The 15,446-nt window shown below is 53.3% G+C and carries 9 protein-coding genes; 2 read left to right on the forward strand and 7 right to left on the reverse strand.

The annotated features are described in order from the left end of the window. Positions 1-13: 13 nt before the first annotated feature. Both xylB and xylA read right to left on the reverse strand, forming a co-directional pair. Entirely contained in the window at positions 14-1,513 is a 1,500-nt protein-coding gene (gene xylB, locus BLW29_RS25185; protein WP_090984830.1) for a xylulokinase, read from the reverse strand. A gap of 20 nt (positions 1,514-1,533) precedes the next feature. Beyond that, positions 1,534-2,847 carry a xylose isomerase gene (gene xylA / locus BLW29_RS25190; RefSeq protein ID WP_090984832.1) on the reverse strand — a complete coding sequence of 438 codons (1,314 nt, stop codon included), beginning with the start codon at positions 2,845-2,847 and terminating at the stop codon, positions 1,534-1,536. Positions 2,848-3,041: 194 nt separating this feature from the next. Here xylA and BLW29_RS25195 point away from each other — a divergent pair, with 194 nt between their 5' ends. Both BLW29_RS25195 and BLW29_RS25200 read left to right on the forward strand, forming a co-directional pair. After that, complete coding sequence (locus BLW29_RS25195; protein ID WP_090984834.1) at positions 3,042-8,558, forward strand: DUF7507 domain-containing protein; 5,517 nt, start codon at positions 3,042-3,044, stop codon at positions 8,556-8,558. Positions 8,559-8,631: 73 nt separating this feature from the next. Then, positions 8,632-9,795 carry an ROK family transcriptional regulator gene (locus BLW29_RS25200; RefSeq protein ID WP_090984836.1) on the forward strand — a complete coding sequence of 388 codons (1,164 nt, stop codon included), beginning with the start codon at positions 8,632-8,634 and terminating at the stop codon, positions 9,793-9,795. 32 nt (positions 9,796-9,827) lie between these two features. Here BLW29_RS25200 and BLW29_RS25205 read toward each other — a convergent pair whose 3' ends face one another. From BLW29_RS25205 to BLW29_RS25225, 5 genes are all read right to left on the reverse strand, one after another. After that, the gene (locus tag BLW29_RS25205) at positions 9,828-10,838 is read right to left on the reverse strand and encodes a zinc-dependent alcohol dehydrogenase (RefSeq protein ID WP_090984838.1); all 1,011 of its coding nucleotides are present in this window, start codon (positions 10,836-10,838) and stop codon (positions 9,828-9,830) included. A gap of 22 nt (positions 10,839-10,860) precedes the next feature. Then, the gene (locus tag BLW29_RS25210; protein WP_177186819.1) at positions 10,861-11,622 is read right to left on the reverse strand and encodes an SDR family NAD(P)-dependent oxidoreductase; all 762 of its coding nucleotides are present in this window, start codon (positions 11,620-11,622) and stop codon (positions 10,861-10,863) included. Next, positions 11,619-12,413: an N-acyl homoserine lactonase family protein gene (locus BLW29_RS25215; protein ID WP_090984843.1), complete on the reverse strand. Its 795-nt coding sequence runs from the start codon at positions 12,411-12,413 to the stop codon at positions 11,619-11,621. The genes BLW29_RS25210 and BLW29_RS25215 overlap by 4 nt, the downstream gene beginning before the upstream one ends. A gap of 12 nt (positions 12,414-12,425) precedes the next feature. After that, positions 12,426-13,610 (reverse strand): enolase C-terminal domain-like protein, encoded by a 1,185-nt coding sequence (locus BLW29_RS25220; protein WP_090984845.1) that lies wholly within the window; start codon positions 13,608-13,610, stop codon positions 12,426-12,428. 347 nt (positions 13,611-13,957) lie between these two features. Further along, positions 13,958-15,085 (reverse strand): GntR family transcriptional regulator, encoded by a 1,128-nt coding sequence (locus BLW29_RS25225; RefSeq protein ID WP_256208891.1) that lies wholly within the window; start codon positions 15,083-15,085, stop codon positions 13,958-13,960. Positions 15,086-15,446: the final 361 nt, after the last annotated feature.

The raw sequence follows: 15,446 nt of genomic DNA on the forward strand, positions 1-15,446 counted from the left end.
TATATAACTACATCTAATTGCGATACGGCTGCAAGCCTGCATTCAATGCTTTCGTCTGCGCGTAGACGTCCTGGTAAACGCGGAACAGTCCTGCATAAGCGCTGACTGCAGCTGGGTCTGGATGATAAACCGCGGCGCGTTTCACGAACAATTCCGCGCACGCCTCCAAGCTTTCAAACCATCCGCAGCCATATGCAGCAAGCATCGCCGCACCAAGCCCCGGACCTTGCTCATTCTCCAAGGATACGACATCTGCTCCGAAGATATCAGCCTGCATTTGAAGCCATACCGGATTCTGAGCACCGCCACCGATCGAAATGATGGTATCGACTGTTTTGCCGGCTTGTCTGAACAGGTCCACCGATTCATTCAGCGAGAACGTAATGCCTTCCATAACCGCACGGGCAAAATGAATCCGCTCATGCGAACCATCAATCCCGATAAAACTGCCGCGAATAACCGAATCGGCATGCGGCGTACGCTCGCCAACCAGATAAGGCGTGAACAGAAGTCCATTAGCGCCCGGCTTCACATCGCCTATACCGGCAAGCAGCTCGTCGAACGACTCACCCTTAGCAAACGTATTCTTAAACCAGCTGAGACTGTAGCCTGCCGCGAGCGTAACGCCCATTGCGTAGAACGCATTCTCTTTGCCATGGTTGAAGAAATGCACTTTACCGCGGAAATCATTGCCGCTGCCCTGCTCGAACGAAAGAATAACGCCGGAGGTGCCGATACTGCACATCGTGAGTCCCTCTTGCAGAATGCCGGAGCCAATAGCTCCGCAAGCATTATCCGCACCACCTGCGAACACTTTCGTGCTCTCGGTTAGTCCGGAAGCTGCCGCTTGATCAGGCAGCAAAGTGCCTGTCAGCGCGTGGGATTCCACGAGCGGCGGCGCGAAGGAAGCCGGAAGACCGACGGCTTCGAGCACTTCGCTGCTCCAGCATTTGTTCGCTACATCAAGCAGCAACGTGCCTGCAGCATCCGAATAGTCCATGTGCAGCGCGCCTGTAAGGCGATAGCGCACATAGTCCTTCGGCAGCAGGAACGAAACCGCCTGCGCGAAGACTTCCGGTTCGTGCTTGCGCACCCATAGAATCTTCGGCAGCGTGAATCCTTCAAGCGCTGGATTACGGGTTACCGTAAGCAGCAGCTCTTGGCCCACTAACGCTTCGATCTCACGGCATTCCGCCGTCGTGCGCGTATCGTTCCATAGAATGGCTTTACGGACCGGATCTCCAGCCGCATTGAGCAGCACCAAGCCATGCATTTGGCCGGAGAAGCTGATGCCTTCAATCGCATCAGCCGGTACGCCGGATTGCTCCACCAGCTCGCGAAGCGCGCCAATTGTACCTTCCACCCAGTCATCCGGCGTTTGCTCGCTCCAGCCGGAGTGTTCATGATACAGCGGATAGTCACGGGAAGCTTCAGCAGCTACAGTTCCGCTCCGATCAAGGAGAAGCGCTTTGACGGCGCTTGTACCCAGGTCAATTCCGATAACATAGGACATGCTTGACTGGCCTCCTCGACTTAAACGCTGTAGATAACTTCGTTCAGTACCAATTTGATCCGCTCAAGACGGCCGGACTCGTTCTTGATCGTGTTGTTTTGCAGCGCGTATTGCTCAAGCGATTGCAGCGTAGCGCGGCCGGCAACGATTTCGGCACCGATGCCGTCTTTGAAGCTGCGGTAACGGTTGTCTACGATGTTGTCGATGATTTTCTCGTCGATCAGCTTCGCAGCTGCCTTCAGACCCCAAGCATACGTATCCATACCTGCGATGTGAGCAAGGAACAAATCCTCGTCCTCGAAAGAGCCACGGCGTACTTTCGCATCGAAGTTTACGCCGCCTTTGCCGATACCGCCGGCTTTAAGCACTTCATACAAAGTAAGTGTCGTGGAGTACAGATCCGTAGGGAACTCATCTGTATCCCAGCCAAGCAGCAAGTCGCCTTGGTTCGCATCGAGCGATCCAAGCATGCCGTTGATGGCAGCAACGCGGATTTCGTGCTCGAACGTGTGGCCGGCAAGTGTAGCATGGTTCGCTTCAAGGTTGAGCTTGAAGTATTCTTTGAGATCATATTTCTGCAGGAACGCAATTGTCGTTGCCGCATCGAAGTCGTATTGATGTTTAGTCGGCTCTTTCGGCTTAGGCTCGATCAAGAACTGAGCGCCGAATCCGATTTCTTTGGAGTAGGCAACCGCCATGTGAAGCAAACGTGCCAGGTTGTCGAGCTCAAGCGCCATATCCGTGTTAAGAAGCGTTTCGTAGCCTTCGCGGCCGCCCCAGAATACATAGTTCTCTGCGCCGAGACGTTTGCCCACTTCAAGGCTCTTCTTCAATTGTGCACCGGCATAAGCGAATACATCCGCATTGGACGTAGTAGCTGCACCATGAACGAAACGCGGGTTCGTGAACATATTCGCCGTGTTCCAGAGCAATTTCGCGCCGGAAGCTTTCATGTTCTCTTCCATCAAGTCCACGATAATATCGAGGTTCTTGTTCGTTTCAGCCAGTGTTGCGCCTTCCGGAGCAATGTCGCGGTCATGGAAACAGAAGTAAGGAATGCCGATTTTGTTCAGGAATTCAAAGTTCGCTTCAACGCGAGCTTTCGCCTGATCCATTTCATTAGCGGAATCCCAGCCGCGAACCGCTGTGCCTACGCCGAACGGATCGGAGCCGGCACCCGTGAATGTATGCCAGTAAGCTACTGCAAAGCGCAGATGCTCTTCCATTGTTTTGCCGAGTACGACTTCTTTAGGGTTGTAATGTTTGAATGCTAGCGGATTGTCCGAGCCTTTGCCTTCGTAAGCGATTTTACCGATATTTTGAAAATAAGCCATGAATGATTCCTCCTAGAATGGATGTATTGAAAACGCTCTTACAGCTATTCTAGCATCATCAAACTTAGTTTGTCTACTAAACAAAGTATGTTTTTTTTATAAAATCACCGATCCAAATACAGGTATTCATCCCCGCCTGCTCGCATACATTGTACATAGTTTATTTTCTTTCAACGTACAGGAGGCGAACGTGGATGGCCTGCGGCAATTTAGGCGTAGCAAATGATTTCAACGTGTTCGTGCTTGGGAACCACACCCAGTCCTTCGTAGATTCCGGCGGACGTGTTGCCGTTGGTGGTAACGCAACCTACAACAGCTATGGGATTGGCAATGCACTCCCTTCATCAACAACGCGTGCGGACTTAATCGTCGGCGGCAATATGAACATTATCGGCGGCACCAATTTCAGCGGGAACAGCGTCATCAGCCCTACCGGAACCATTATTAATTACACGATGACGAACAATAACGGCGTTGCCGGTCAGCCTTTCCGAGCCACACCGATCGATTTTCCGGCAGCAGAGCAATATTTGACCTGTGCCTCCAGCTCGTGGGGCTCACTTGGTCCAACCGGAACCGCCTTTGTTAACTTCGGCCAAATCGTTTTGAGCGGCAACAGCCCTACCCTTAATATTTTCAACATCAATGGCAATAACGTCGCGGGTTCCGGTGTTTCGCTTGCCACCGCAAACGGCATTAACATTATCACACCGCCCGGTTCCACTGTGCTTGTGAATATTTCCGGGACCAATGTCGGATTCGGCAGCTATGCGATCTTCATCAACGGCGGTCAATCCACCCCGGCGAACGGGGCCGTCATTCTATGGAATTTCTATCAAGCGACAACTGCCTTCAACCTCAATTTGTCGATCAAAGGCTCCGTGCTTGCCCCATTCGCAGCATGGAGCGCATCCGGCTTCGGGAACATTGACGGCACGATTGCGGTCGGATCGCTTACCAATACGACCGGTTCCATCGAAGAGCATCACGTTCCTTTTACGGGCTGTTTGCCGGAAGTATTCTGTACGCCGAGGCTGCAGCTGACGAAGACCGTCAATGGCGGAAGCTCCGTAAGCGGCCCTCCTGGAACACCGCTGACCTATGTCATCACGGTCAAGAATACCGGAGCGGGGACATTAACGAATATTGTCGTCGATGACCCGGAACTGAACTTTAACCAAACGGTCCCGTCGCTGCCAGCCGGACAGTCCATCCAATTCACGATCAATTCCTCCATCAAATCCGGCCCGCCTAATAGCAGCTATCAGAATATCGTCACGGCGAAGAGCAATCAGACACCTTTGCAATCCGCTGCCGTCACCATCAATATCGTCGGCCCGATCGTAGCGGAGCTGATCAAAACCGTTCAACCTACCACTGCAGAACCCGGCGATACCGTTACTTACACATTTACACTTGTGGTTCAGAATGGTGCCACGCTCTTAAATGTGAATCTGGTCGATCCCGTGCTTGGTCTGAACTTGTCGTTCCCATCAGCAACCAGCGGTGAGCTGGCTTCTGTTCCCTTCGTCATTCCTGCGAACACGCCGATTGGCAGCGATTTCGTCAATACCGCAACGTTAACCGCGAGCAATTTGCCTCAGCCCTTAACCGATTCGGCAACCGTCCTGATTACGGAAACACCGTCTGTCATCTTAACCAAGTCAGCAGATACCGCCACCGCGATCCCTGGCCAAACCATTATCTACACCCTTACCGTCAGCAATGAATCCAAAGCCACGACGCTGTTTAACCTTCTGCTGACCGATCCGCTGCTGCATGTCAATCAAACGATCGCGAAGCTCGATCCGCAAACGTCGGTCGTCTTTCATGGCATGTATACCGTTCCCGCTGGAACGCCCGCAGGCACAATTATTCATAATACCGCTACTCTCGTATCCTCACTTGGCACGCAAACAGCGAGTACAGACGTTACCATCCTCGCAGCCCCAAGCATCACGATAGCCAAAACACCAAGTGTGACGCTTGTCGTGCCGGGCGAAACGATCTTCTACGACATTACAGTCACCAATACGGGCAATATCCCGCTTACCGATGTTTTTATTACCGACCCGGTATTGTCCTTCTCCGTTACGGTGCCTATTCTCCCGATAGGCGGGCAATATGTCGCAAATGCCTCTTACTTGGTACCACTGGGAACGCCGGCTGGGACGAAGATCATCAATACTGCAACGGTAATAACCGATCAAACACCGGCTGTTTCGGCATCGGCCGAAGTCGTCGTCGCAGCCGTGTACAGCTTGTCGCTGGATAAGAAAGCGAATGTGAGTACGGCCGTACCGGGACAAATCGTTACCTACACGATCACCGTCACGAATACTTCCAATGCCAATCTCACAAACGTCGTCATTACGGATAATCTGCTGTCCTTTACAGAGACGATCGCCACGCTTCCTGCCGGCGCCACGATTATGTTTGACGTTCAATACACGGTTCCTGCCGGTACACCTGCAGGGACGAACCTGACGAACATCGCGACAGCGGATTCTGATCAGACAGAGCCCGTAACGGCTACGACGGTGGTCGTTATCTCTGCCGTGCCGTCGCTTAGTTTGACTAAAACCGTTGTGCCAACCAGCGGTCCGGCAGGAACTCCTCTCACCTATACGTTTACGGTGACCAATACCGGCAACACCGACTTGACGCAGGTACGCGTTCAAGATCCGCTGCTTGGCGTGGACACCACCATTCCGCTTATCGCGCAAGGCGGGCAGTCCGTATTTAACGTCCCATCGGTAATACCTGCCTTGCCGCCGGGAACGATTATTCATAATATCGCGAACGCAACCTCAATCGAGACGCCGACTCCGGTCTTCGCGGATGCTTTTGTAACCGTGGGAACTCCACCTACCATTACGCTGACTAAGACGGTAAGCGAACCTTCCGCTCTTCCGGGTGAAACGGTGACCTTCACGATTACTCTTACAAATACGTCTTTGGTTGTGTTAACGAACGTGCTGCTCGTCGATGAATTTTTCAATCTGAACTATACGTTCAACAGCCTCGCACCGGGCGAGTCCCGAATTATTAACGCCGATTTCATGATACCGCTCGATTCACTGGGAGGAACTGTTTACGTGAATACCGTAACGGTCTCTTCCGACCAGACGCCGCCTATCTCTGCATCTGCTTCCGTCACTACCGAGAATGCGCCGGATATGGCCATAACGAAGACGGTCAACTTCGCCACGGCGCTGCCGGGCCAAACGATAACGTATACGATTGCGGTCGAAAATACAGGCAATGTATCCCTCTTCAATGTGGCGGTATCGGATCCGATTCCGGGTCTGCAAACGGTGATTACGGAGCTGGATCCTAACGCTGTTCAGACGTATATGATTCCGTTCACCATTCCGGAGGATGCCGCTCCTGGCACCATTATTGTGAACACAGCTACAGCGACCAGCCTACAAACCGGCGATCGCACGGCAAGCGCCAGCGTCGAAGTATTGCCGATTCCTTCCGGGGATATTAAGGTGCAGAAGCTCGTGAGCACCTTAACTGCGGATCCGGGCGAAACGATCTTTTACACGATTATTGTGTTTAACGACTCCACCGGACTCGTCACCAATGTACAAATTACGGATCCTCTCCTTGGCATTAGCGAGACCGTGGCCGAACTGCCGGCGCAGAGCACCTATACGATTAGTGTGCCTTATACAGTTCCGCTTGGCACACCAGGAGGTACGGTAATCGTCAATACCGTCTTCGTCGATGCGCTCGGTGAAACTCAAACAGCCACGGCAACCGTCACTGTGAATGGAGTTCCTGCGGTAACGTTAACGAAGACGGCAAGTCAGCCGACTGCCCTGCCAGGCGACATTGTGAACTACACCATAACGGTCACGAATACCGGGAACGTGCCGCTCACGAATGTGGCGGTTACCGATCCGACACTTGGCTTCGCGGATGTGATCCCATTACTCGCCATCGGTCAAAGTGTGCCATTCATTGTACCATTCGTGGTTCCGGCGGTTCCTGCCGGCACGATTATTACGAATACGGCATCCGTCACCTCCGATCAGATTCCGACGCCTGTAACTGCATCCGCATCGATCAGTGTAGATACGCCGGCCAGCATTTCAGTTACGAAGACGGTGAGCCCTACTTCTGCGGCGCCTGGTGAGACCGTGACGTTTACAATTCAGATCATTAATACCTCTGGGTCAGCTATAACGAATGCAATGATTATTGATGAGCTGCTTGGCCTATCTATTGTTGCGCCGTTTATTTCTGCAGGTGTTACTCGAACCATTATCGTCGAATATTCGATTCCGCCGCAAACGCCTGCCGGGACAATCATTAACAATGTCGTAACCGTCTCCTCAGATCAGACGCTGCCCACTTCCGCCGCCGCTGCCGTTACCGTGGCTGCTGCGCCATCCCTCAGTCTAGAGAAGCGTGAAAGCGCGAGATCGGCCAATCCGGGAGATATCGTCACTTATATGATCACGGTCACCAATACTGGCAATGTAGCCTTAACAGGCATTCGGTTAACGGATATCTTGCTGAATCTGAACGAAGTCATTTCATTGATCGAACCGCAGCACTCGATTCAGCTTAATGTTCCGTATCAAGTCCCTCTCGGCCTCCAGGCTGGGACGAAGATTTTCAATACCGTTGTGGCCGTCTCAGATCAGACCACCCCGCAGGAAGCCATGACGAATCTGGATATTCTGCCGGTCTACTCGATTGATGTTCGGAAGACGTCCGCACAGACCGAGGTACTCCCGGGAGGAACGATTGCGTTCGAAACGACCGTAACGAATACGTCCAACGCGATCCTGACGAATCTCGTGCTGCATGACCCGCTTGTTGCAGTTGACGAAACGATCAACTCTCTGGATATCGGCGATTCGTTCACGCTTCACTCCGACTACGTCGTACCACTCGGTACTCTGGCTAACACCATTATCACCAACGTTGTAACGGTAACGACAAGCGAGACACCGCCAGCCGTTGCGGACAGCTCGGTGCTCGTTCTTCCGGATCCGCGGCTTGAATTGACGAAGAAGCTGCCGGTCATCGGGGTTCCAGGCGGCAAGCAAAGAATGGCACTGTTCTTCATCAACAGCGGTAACGTCACGCTGCATAATATTCATTTGGTCGATGCGGCTGCGAGGTATGACTTCTTCCTGGAGGAGCTGACGCCAGGAGCTAACCAACGAGGTTCATTGTGGTTCATCCTGCCACAAGATGCGCAGATCGGATCACAGGTCGTGAACACGGCTGTCATCAGTTCGAATGAAACTGCTCCTGTAGAAGCACGTGCGATCGTGAATATCGTTGGCTTGATTATTGAGAAAACATCAAGCGCCATTTCCGTCGTTGTCGGCGATCGCATCACGTATTCCCTGGTTGTTCGGAATCCGACTTCCTATGCTGCACACAATGTTGTACTGAGGGATCCGCTTCCTATGGAGGCCGCCTTTATTCCGGGCAGTGTATCGGTCAACGGCGAGCGGCTGCCTGATGCGACTCCGGGCTTCCCGGGTATACCGATTGGCACCATCCCTGCCGGCACATTCGCGACGGTGTCGTTCAAGGCTAGAGTAAAACTAGAGCCGCCGGGTCACAGATTAGAGAATCAGGCGCACGCCAGCTTTACGTTTACAGAAGGCGGATATACGGTCAGCGGCACTGCGGAGTCGAACGTATGGATCGTTGAGGTATACGACGACGAGGAATAAATAAAGTGCAACTTCACCTTCCGCGTGGTAAAATCGTACCCAAATCATCCGCGAGGCGGATTCGGGGGACGTTATGGCCATTAAGAAGACCGGAGATTTGACCTTAGTCAAAAAAATGAATACGGCAATCGTGCTGGAGGCGGTGCTTCGTCACGCGCCTCTTTCACGTGCTCAAATATCAGAGCGGACCGGACTTAACAAGGCGACGGTGTCAAGCCTTGTGCAGGATTTAATCGACCGTCATCTTGTGCTCGACATCGGCCCGGGTGAATCGAGCGGCGGACGCAAGCCGTTTCTCCTCCTGTTCCATGCCCGTGCAGGTTATGCGATCGGCATCGATCTTGGGGTGAATTATATACGCGGCATCTTAACGGATCTGGAAGGCGCCGTCGTATTGGAACGTGAACTGCCGATCGATAATCATGAGGCTGATATCGTGCTTCCCAAGCTGATGGATTGCATCGAAGAGCTGAGGACCTCCATGCCTGCGAGCCCTTATGGCCTGGTTGGCATTGGGATTGGCGTGCCGGGTATCGTCAATGGCGACGGTTCGATTCTGTTCGCGCCAAATTTATCTTGGCCGAAAGTTTCGCTTCGGGCCATGGTTGAGGAACGCTTCGGCGTGCCGGCTACCATCGACAACGAAGCCAATGCCGGGGCGCAGGGCGAGCAGAAATACGGCGCCGGACGCGGCATTGCCAATCAAATTTATGTCAGCATCGGGATCGGAATCGGAACGGGGATTATCCTGAACAAGGAGCTGTACAAAGGGGCGGCCGGGTTCTCCGGAGAGCTTGGCCATCTGTCCGTGATGGCGGATGGTACGCCTTGCCGTTGCGGCAATCGCGGCTGTTGGGAGTTGTATGCTTCCGAGAACGCATTGCTCGAACAGGCAGAGCCCTTGGGGTATACGGATTTGGACGCCTTAATCGGCGCAGCCGAACAAGGCGATGAGCAAGTCATCGCCTTATTTCACCGGATTGGGGAATGGATCGGAACGGGGATTGCAAACATCGTGAATGTATTCAATCCGAATGTTGTGATTATCGGCAACCGGATGCGCCGCGCGGAACCGTGGATTCGCGAAGCGGTCGCCGCTACGGTCGGCAGTCGCGCACTCGCTTATCACCGGGAACAATTCCGCCTGCTCTATGCGGAGCAAGGTGACAAGTCCGCTGTGCGCGGGGCCGCTCATTACGCGATTTCCGCGTTCCTGACCAAGATGAAGGACAGCTAGCACGCTGCTAAACGTCGCTAAATGCGATTCGCCTAGACTGCGAGAATGATTTTGCCGTACCCAATTTCACCTTTCACAAGCCGCTGGAAGCTTCTCGGGCCTTCCTCCAGCGGTTTTTCTGTCGTCCAGCCTTCCTCGGTCACTTTCCCGTCGGTCAGCAGCTCCAGTGCATCGGCGAAATCTTGCGGCGTATAGCAGAACGAGCCAAGCACATTCGTCTCGCAGCGAATCATATCGTTGATCGGAAGCGGCGATTCTGAGCTGCCAAGCCCGATGTTCATGATCGTACCGCCGGCGTTGACGATTGCTTTGGCGAGACTTCGCGTCACGCTGAACCCTGCCGCATCAATGACGATGTCGATGCCTTTGCCATTCGTCGCCTGCTTCATCGCAGCAAGTGATGCATCGCTAGTGCTGTCTACCGCGCCATCAAATCCCATCCGGGAGACAAGCTCCAATCGCAGCGGATTATTATCAAGCACGAACACTTTGCCCGCACCGAGCAAACGTGCCGTAAATGCGCACAGCAATCCGATGGCGCCGCCTCCGATAATGGCTACATTGCCGAAAGGAACGGTCGCCATCGCACGCCTCGTTGCGCGCAAGGAACATGCTAACGGCTCGGTGAGCGCTGCTCGGCGATAAGAGAGCGCATCTTGAATGCGCACCACTTGAGCAGCAGGCACCGTAATTTGCTCGGCATAAGCGCCCGGCCGGTGAATGCCGATAATCTGCCTGCGATCGCAGAGGTTATATTGCGCGCGAACGCAGCGCGGACATGTTCCGCAGTGGATCAGCGGATTCACGACGACTCGCTCGCCAACCGCGAAGCTTGCGGCAGCGCCGATAATTTCACCGGCGAACTCATGGCCCATCAGCAGCGGCGGATGCCGCAGGCTGTTATGGCCGAGATACCCTTCCAGGTCAGAGCCGCAGATACCGGCATGGCTGACTTTGATGACCACTTCCTGTTCCTTCGGCTCCGGTAATGCCAAATCTATGAATGACATTTGCTCCGGTCCTGTCCACATCACTGCTTTCATCCGCGATCTCCTCTTTCCCCGATTACATGATCAGTGCGCCGCCATCGACAGCGAGCAAAGCACCGGTTACCCATTCCGCATCCGGCGATGTCAGGTAGACAATCGCCTTGCCTAGATCGCTTGGTCTTCCCCCGCGTCTGGCCGGCAAATTCGACGCCCATTCATCGACCACAGCTCCCGCTTGCTTGCGCTGCTCGAGATTGATGTCAGTCGCCACGCCGCCGCATAGAATTGCATTGACTCGGATGCCATATTTGCCAAGTGCATTTGCCATCGACGAGGTCAGCGCGTTCATGCCGCCCTTGCTCGCCGCATAGTGAACTTGCTCGGGTCCGCCCCTCATCGTCGTTACGGTGCTGATATGAACGATTGCCCCGCTTCCTTGCTCGCGCATGACGGCTCCAGCTGCCTGCGAACAGAAGAAAGCGCCTGCCAAATTGACGGCGATCGTCCGGTTCCACGTCTCTTCCTCGATAGCGAAGAAATCACGAAATGGACAAATGCCTGCGTTGTTCACAAGAATATCAATGCGGCCATACCGCGATTTCACATCGCTAACCATACGATCGATTTCGGCCTTTACCCCAATGTCCGCGCCAATTGCTTCTGCTTGCCCGCCGCGCTGTTTGATCTCGGCAACTACCTCAAGTGCAGCTTCTTCGTGACTGGTGTAGTTTACGATTACAGTGGCTCCCGCGCTGGCTAGCTCGCCACAGATTCCCCTGCCTATTCCACGGCTTCCGCCGGTTACAATGGCAACTTGCCCCTGCAACTTACCGCTCAAGCTCGTTTCCCCCTTACCCATCCATCCGGATAACGATCCAAGATCGCCGCGTCATGACCGGGCAGCAGAATATCCGCTTCCCGTTTCAATCGACGAATCGCATACACACTGTCCTCCGCGCTGAAGCCGAATCCGATCGGATGCTCGCGCTCCAAATTTTCGTACAAGAATGCGACATCGCCGGTGATAGCAGCTATGCCGTCTTCCATCTGAATCAATACCGCTTGCGAGCAGCGAGTATGTCCGCCTACGTGAATAACCCGAATACCCGGGACGATCTCGGCCTCGTCCGGTACGAGTGTAAGCTGCTCTTTCATTTCCTTGTCCATGTATCGAAGGAGTGCATGCGGGAACGTATCGAAGATCGGTACGCCGCGTTCGACCGCAAAATCCCAGCCTCTGCGATTCACGTAAATCTTGGCGCCTGCGAAGAGCGGAATGTTGGCGATATGATCATAGTGCAGATGCGTCAGTATGACCGTATCGATATCTAGCGGCTGTAATCCATTCGCAGCGAGTAATGACACCGTATCTTCGCCCTCGGCGACCGGGAACCCGACATGACTGTTCTGATCAAGTCGATGAAATTCTTCGCCATACTCGTCACCGTAGCTGCGTTGATGCGTTCCGCCCATCCCCGTATCCACCAGGATGTTATGCCCGGCCCCTTGAATCAGCCAAAAATAGCAATTCACATGTACGAGCTCCCCGAACCCTTCCATGAATAGAAATACCGGCTTCGGCGCGCTGTGCGTCGCGGTTCGCAAGCATTTAATCGTAAAGACGCTCATCTGAGTTGCCTCCTATCTAGTTAGCTCATCCAACACTTCTAGTGCCCCTTCGCGCAGTGAAAGTCCGGTTCCAATGCATTCCGGCAGCGTAAACCAACCGTCTTGCGGCAGCTGTACGCCTTCAAACACGACATCATAGTTGGTTTTATCAGCTCCGTGATAGTAGGCAAACTCCGCATACGGAATGTTCACCTGCGCGAAAATCAGGTGCAGCGCCCATGGCTGCAGCCCGCCTGCATGCGGAATGACCTCGAGATTGCATGCGGATGCCATCGTGCATATTTTGCGCGCTTCCGATACCCCGCCGACCCAGCAAATGTCCGGCTGCAGAATTTGAGCCCCGCGCGCTTGGATGAGCTGTTGGTAGCCGTATCGCGTATATTCATGCTCGCCTGTCGCGATCGCGGAAGTGATGACTTTGCGGTTGAGCTCCGCGTATCCGTCGATATCGTCCGGCGGCAGCGTCTCTTCAATCCACTTGACGCGGTATGGCGCGACCAGCTCCGCCATCCGAATCGTATACTCCACGTTCCAAGCCATATAACAATCGAGCATGATCTCCATATCAGGTCCCAAAATATCCCTTGTTTCCGCAACCAGCGCCACATTGCGCTTCATGCCTTCCCAGCCCGAGGACGGACCGTATGGCATCGCGAGCTTCTGTCCCATGAAGCCGCGGTCTTTGATCTTCGTCGATTCATTGCCAGTGACATAAGCTTGCACTTTATCCTTCGTCGCGCCGCCTAAGCTGACATAAAGCGGCTCCTGTCTGGCCTTCGCAATGAGATCCCACAGCGCCAAATCCACCGCGGAAACGGCCATGATCGGAATGCCTTTGCGACCGTAAGGAAGCGTGATTTTGAACATCATGTCCCACAGCTTCTCGATTTGAAAAGGATCCTTCCCGAGCAAGATGCGGCTGATATGCTCGTTAATGATCGATGCCGTCGCCATCCCCCCCGTGCTCTCGCCATACCCCTCGAGTCCATTATCGGCGATGATCTGCACGATCACGCGGCCTCCCATGCCAAGCCAGCTGGACCTGCGGTCGAAATATTCCGGGTAATTGGACATCGGATTCGCGATTACCGTTTCCGACAACCAAGAACCTTCCGTATTGACGCTCCCCTGCCTCACTTGCTGGGCATGAGCTTTCTCACCATTCACAATAAAGACGCGTACATGCTCGATTTTCATACAAGCAGCCTCCTCTTGATCTGTTAATTGGGGATTCTAGCACCTGGCAGTTGCGTACATATAAGCGCTTACAAAAGCATGGCATGCCAAAAACATCAAGCAGCCTATGGTTCTCTGCTTGAGTGATTCCTTTAGGTACGGTGTTTGTTTGAAGAAAAGGCAAGAGTCTGATTTGCTGTCGGTTGGTTGATGATGTCGGTGATCTGTGAGGTGACTTGAGGTAGGAGAGTAGGGGCAGCGCTGGTCTCCTATGTAGGTGGCAGCCCAGCGCCGCTTTCGAATTAAGTATACAATGTAAGTAATTTCGTTTCAATAATTGTTTTTTACTGTGTATAGGTATACTTATACTAGTGTGCGGAGTAATGCGTGGTACTGCTGCGAACCAGCAGCTTCGGTACGATCTCTTCTTTGACGAAAGACTCTTCAATCGCCTTCTCGCTCCATGGCTTCAGCAGCAGTTCCACTGCACGCTTGCCCATGCGCTCCGTATTCTGATTGACCGTTGTGAGTGCCGGCGACGTGTAGCGACTTTGAATGACATCATCATAGCCGACGATGCTGAGCTCATCCGGAATGCGCAGCCCAAGCTCCTTGCCGGCTCGAATTGCGCCGAAGGCTTTGTAATCGCTTGTTGCGAAGATAGCCGAAGGCTTATTTTCCAGTGCCAGCAGCTGCTTGGCCCCTTCGTAACCCATCTCTTCCAGCTCTTCGTTGGCCTCCATCACCGATACAAGAGATTCATCGAATGCGATTCCGTGCTGGGAGAGCGCCAACTTGTAGCCTTGCAGACGAAGGGAAAATTCTTGGTTAATGTCCATTAACGAGTGTCCCGTGACAATGATGCCGATCCTCTTATGACCAAGAGAGATCAGATGCTCCGTGGCTAGATATCCGCCCGTCAGATTATCGACGATGACATACGGAATTTGAAGCTGCGGAAAATAAAAGTGGGCCAGCACCATGCGCAGATTAGCTTCTTTCCACGCCTTCAGTTGGGGAATGAGTATATTTTGCGCGCCCGGCGCACCCGGCAGCACGATCGCTCCGACCAGCGGATTCGACTCGATTCCATCGCTTTCGCTGACGTCGAGCAGCTGGAAACGAATGCCATGCTCCTCGCACGCCGCATGAATGCCGCTTATAAAATTGGCATAAAACGGATGGTTGAACAGATGCGGCGAGGCGGATGGATGGATCAGCACAATCTGTTCGAGCGCGATTTTGCCGCTTTCCGGTGACTCGGCATGTTGCAGGTCGCGCAGCTGAATGAATGTCCCTTTGCCGCGGATGCGGACAACGAGCCCTTCATTCACTAGCTCGCTGAGCGCGCGGCGCGACGTAATCTCGCTCGTCTCGTACAACTTGGCCAGCTCGATCTGCGTCGGTATCGAATCTCCGTCCTTCAGTTGACCGCTGCCGATCTTCGCTTTAATGTCTTCCACAATAAACTTGTAAAGCGGCATTGTCTCTCTCATCACCATACACCCCTTCTGCCGGTTCCTACCCGATGCGCGGACAGTTACATTATACTTATAAATCTATAACTTGATTATATAGTATACTTTATCAAAAAACCAACCAAAAGTTAGTAGTCGACAGTTTTTCTCTTCTTTGCCACGTCTCCACTTATGACCGGCTCATGTGCGGTAACCTGTATCTCTCTTGCTCTCAAATCCGCTTATGTCAGCGAATGTGCGGTAACCTGTACCTCTCTTGCTCCGGCATACCACTAATGTAGATCTCCAGACAAGCTACTTGTATATCGAGCCGCAGCGTCGGAAAATCGTTACTTTGAATTTCGGCTAATGTAGACTCCTGGATCCGCTACATTCCGCC

Source organism: Paenibacillus sp. CF384, from assembly GCF_900106745.1.
Taxonomy (GTDB): Bacteria; Bacillota; Bacilli; order Paenibacillales; family Paenibacillaceae; genus Paenibacillus_Z.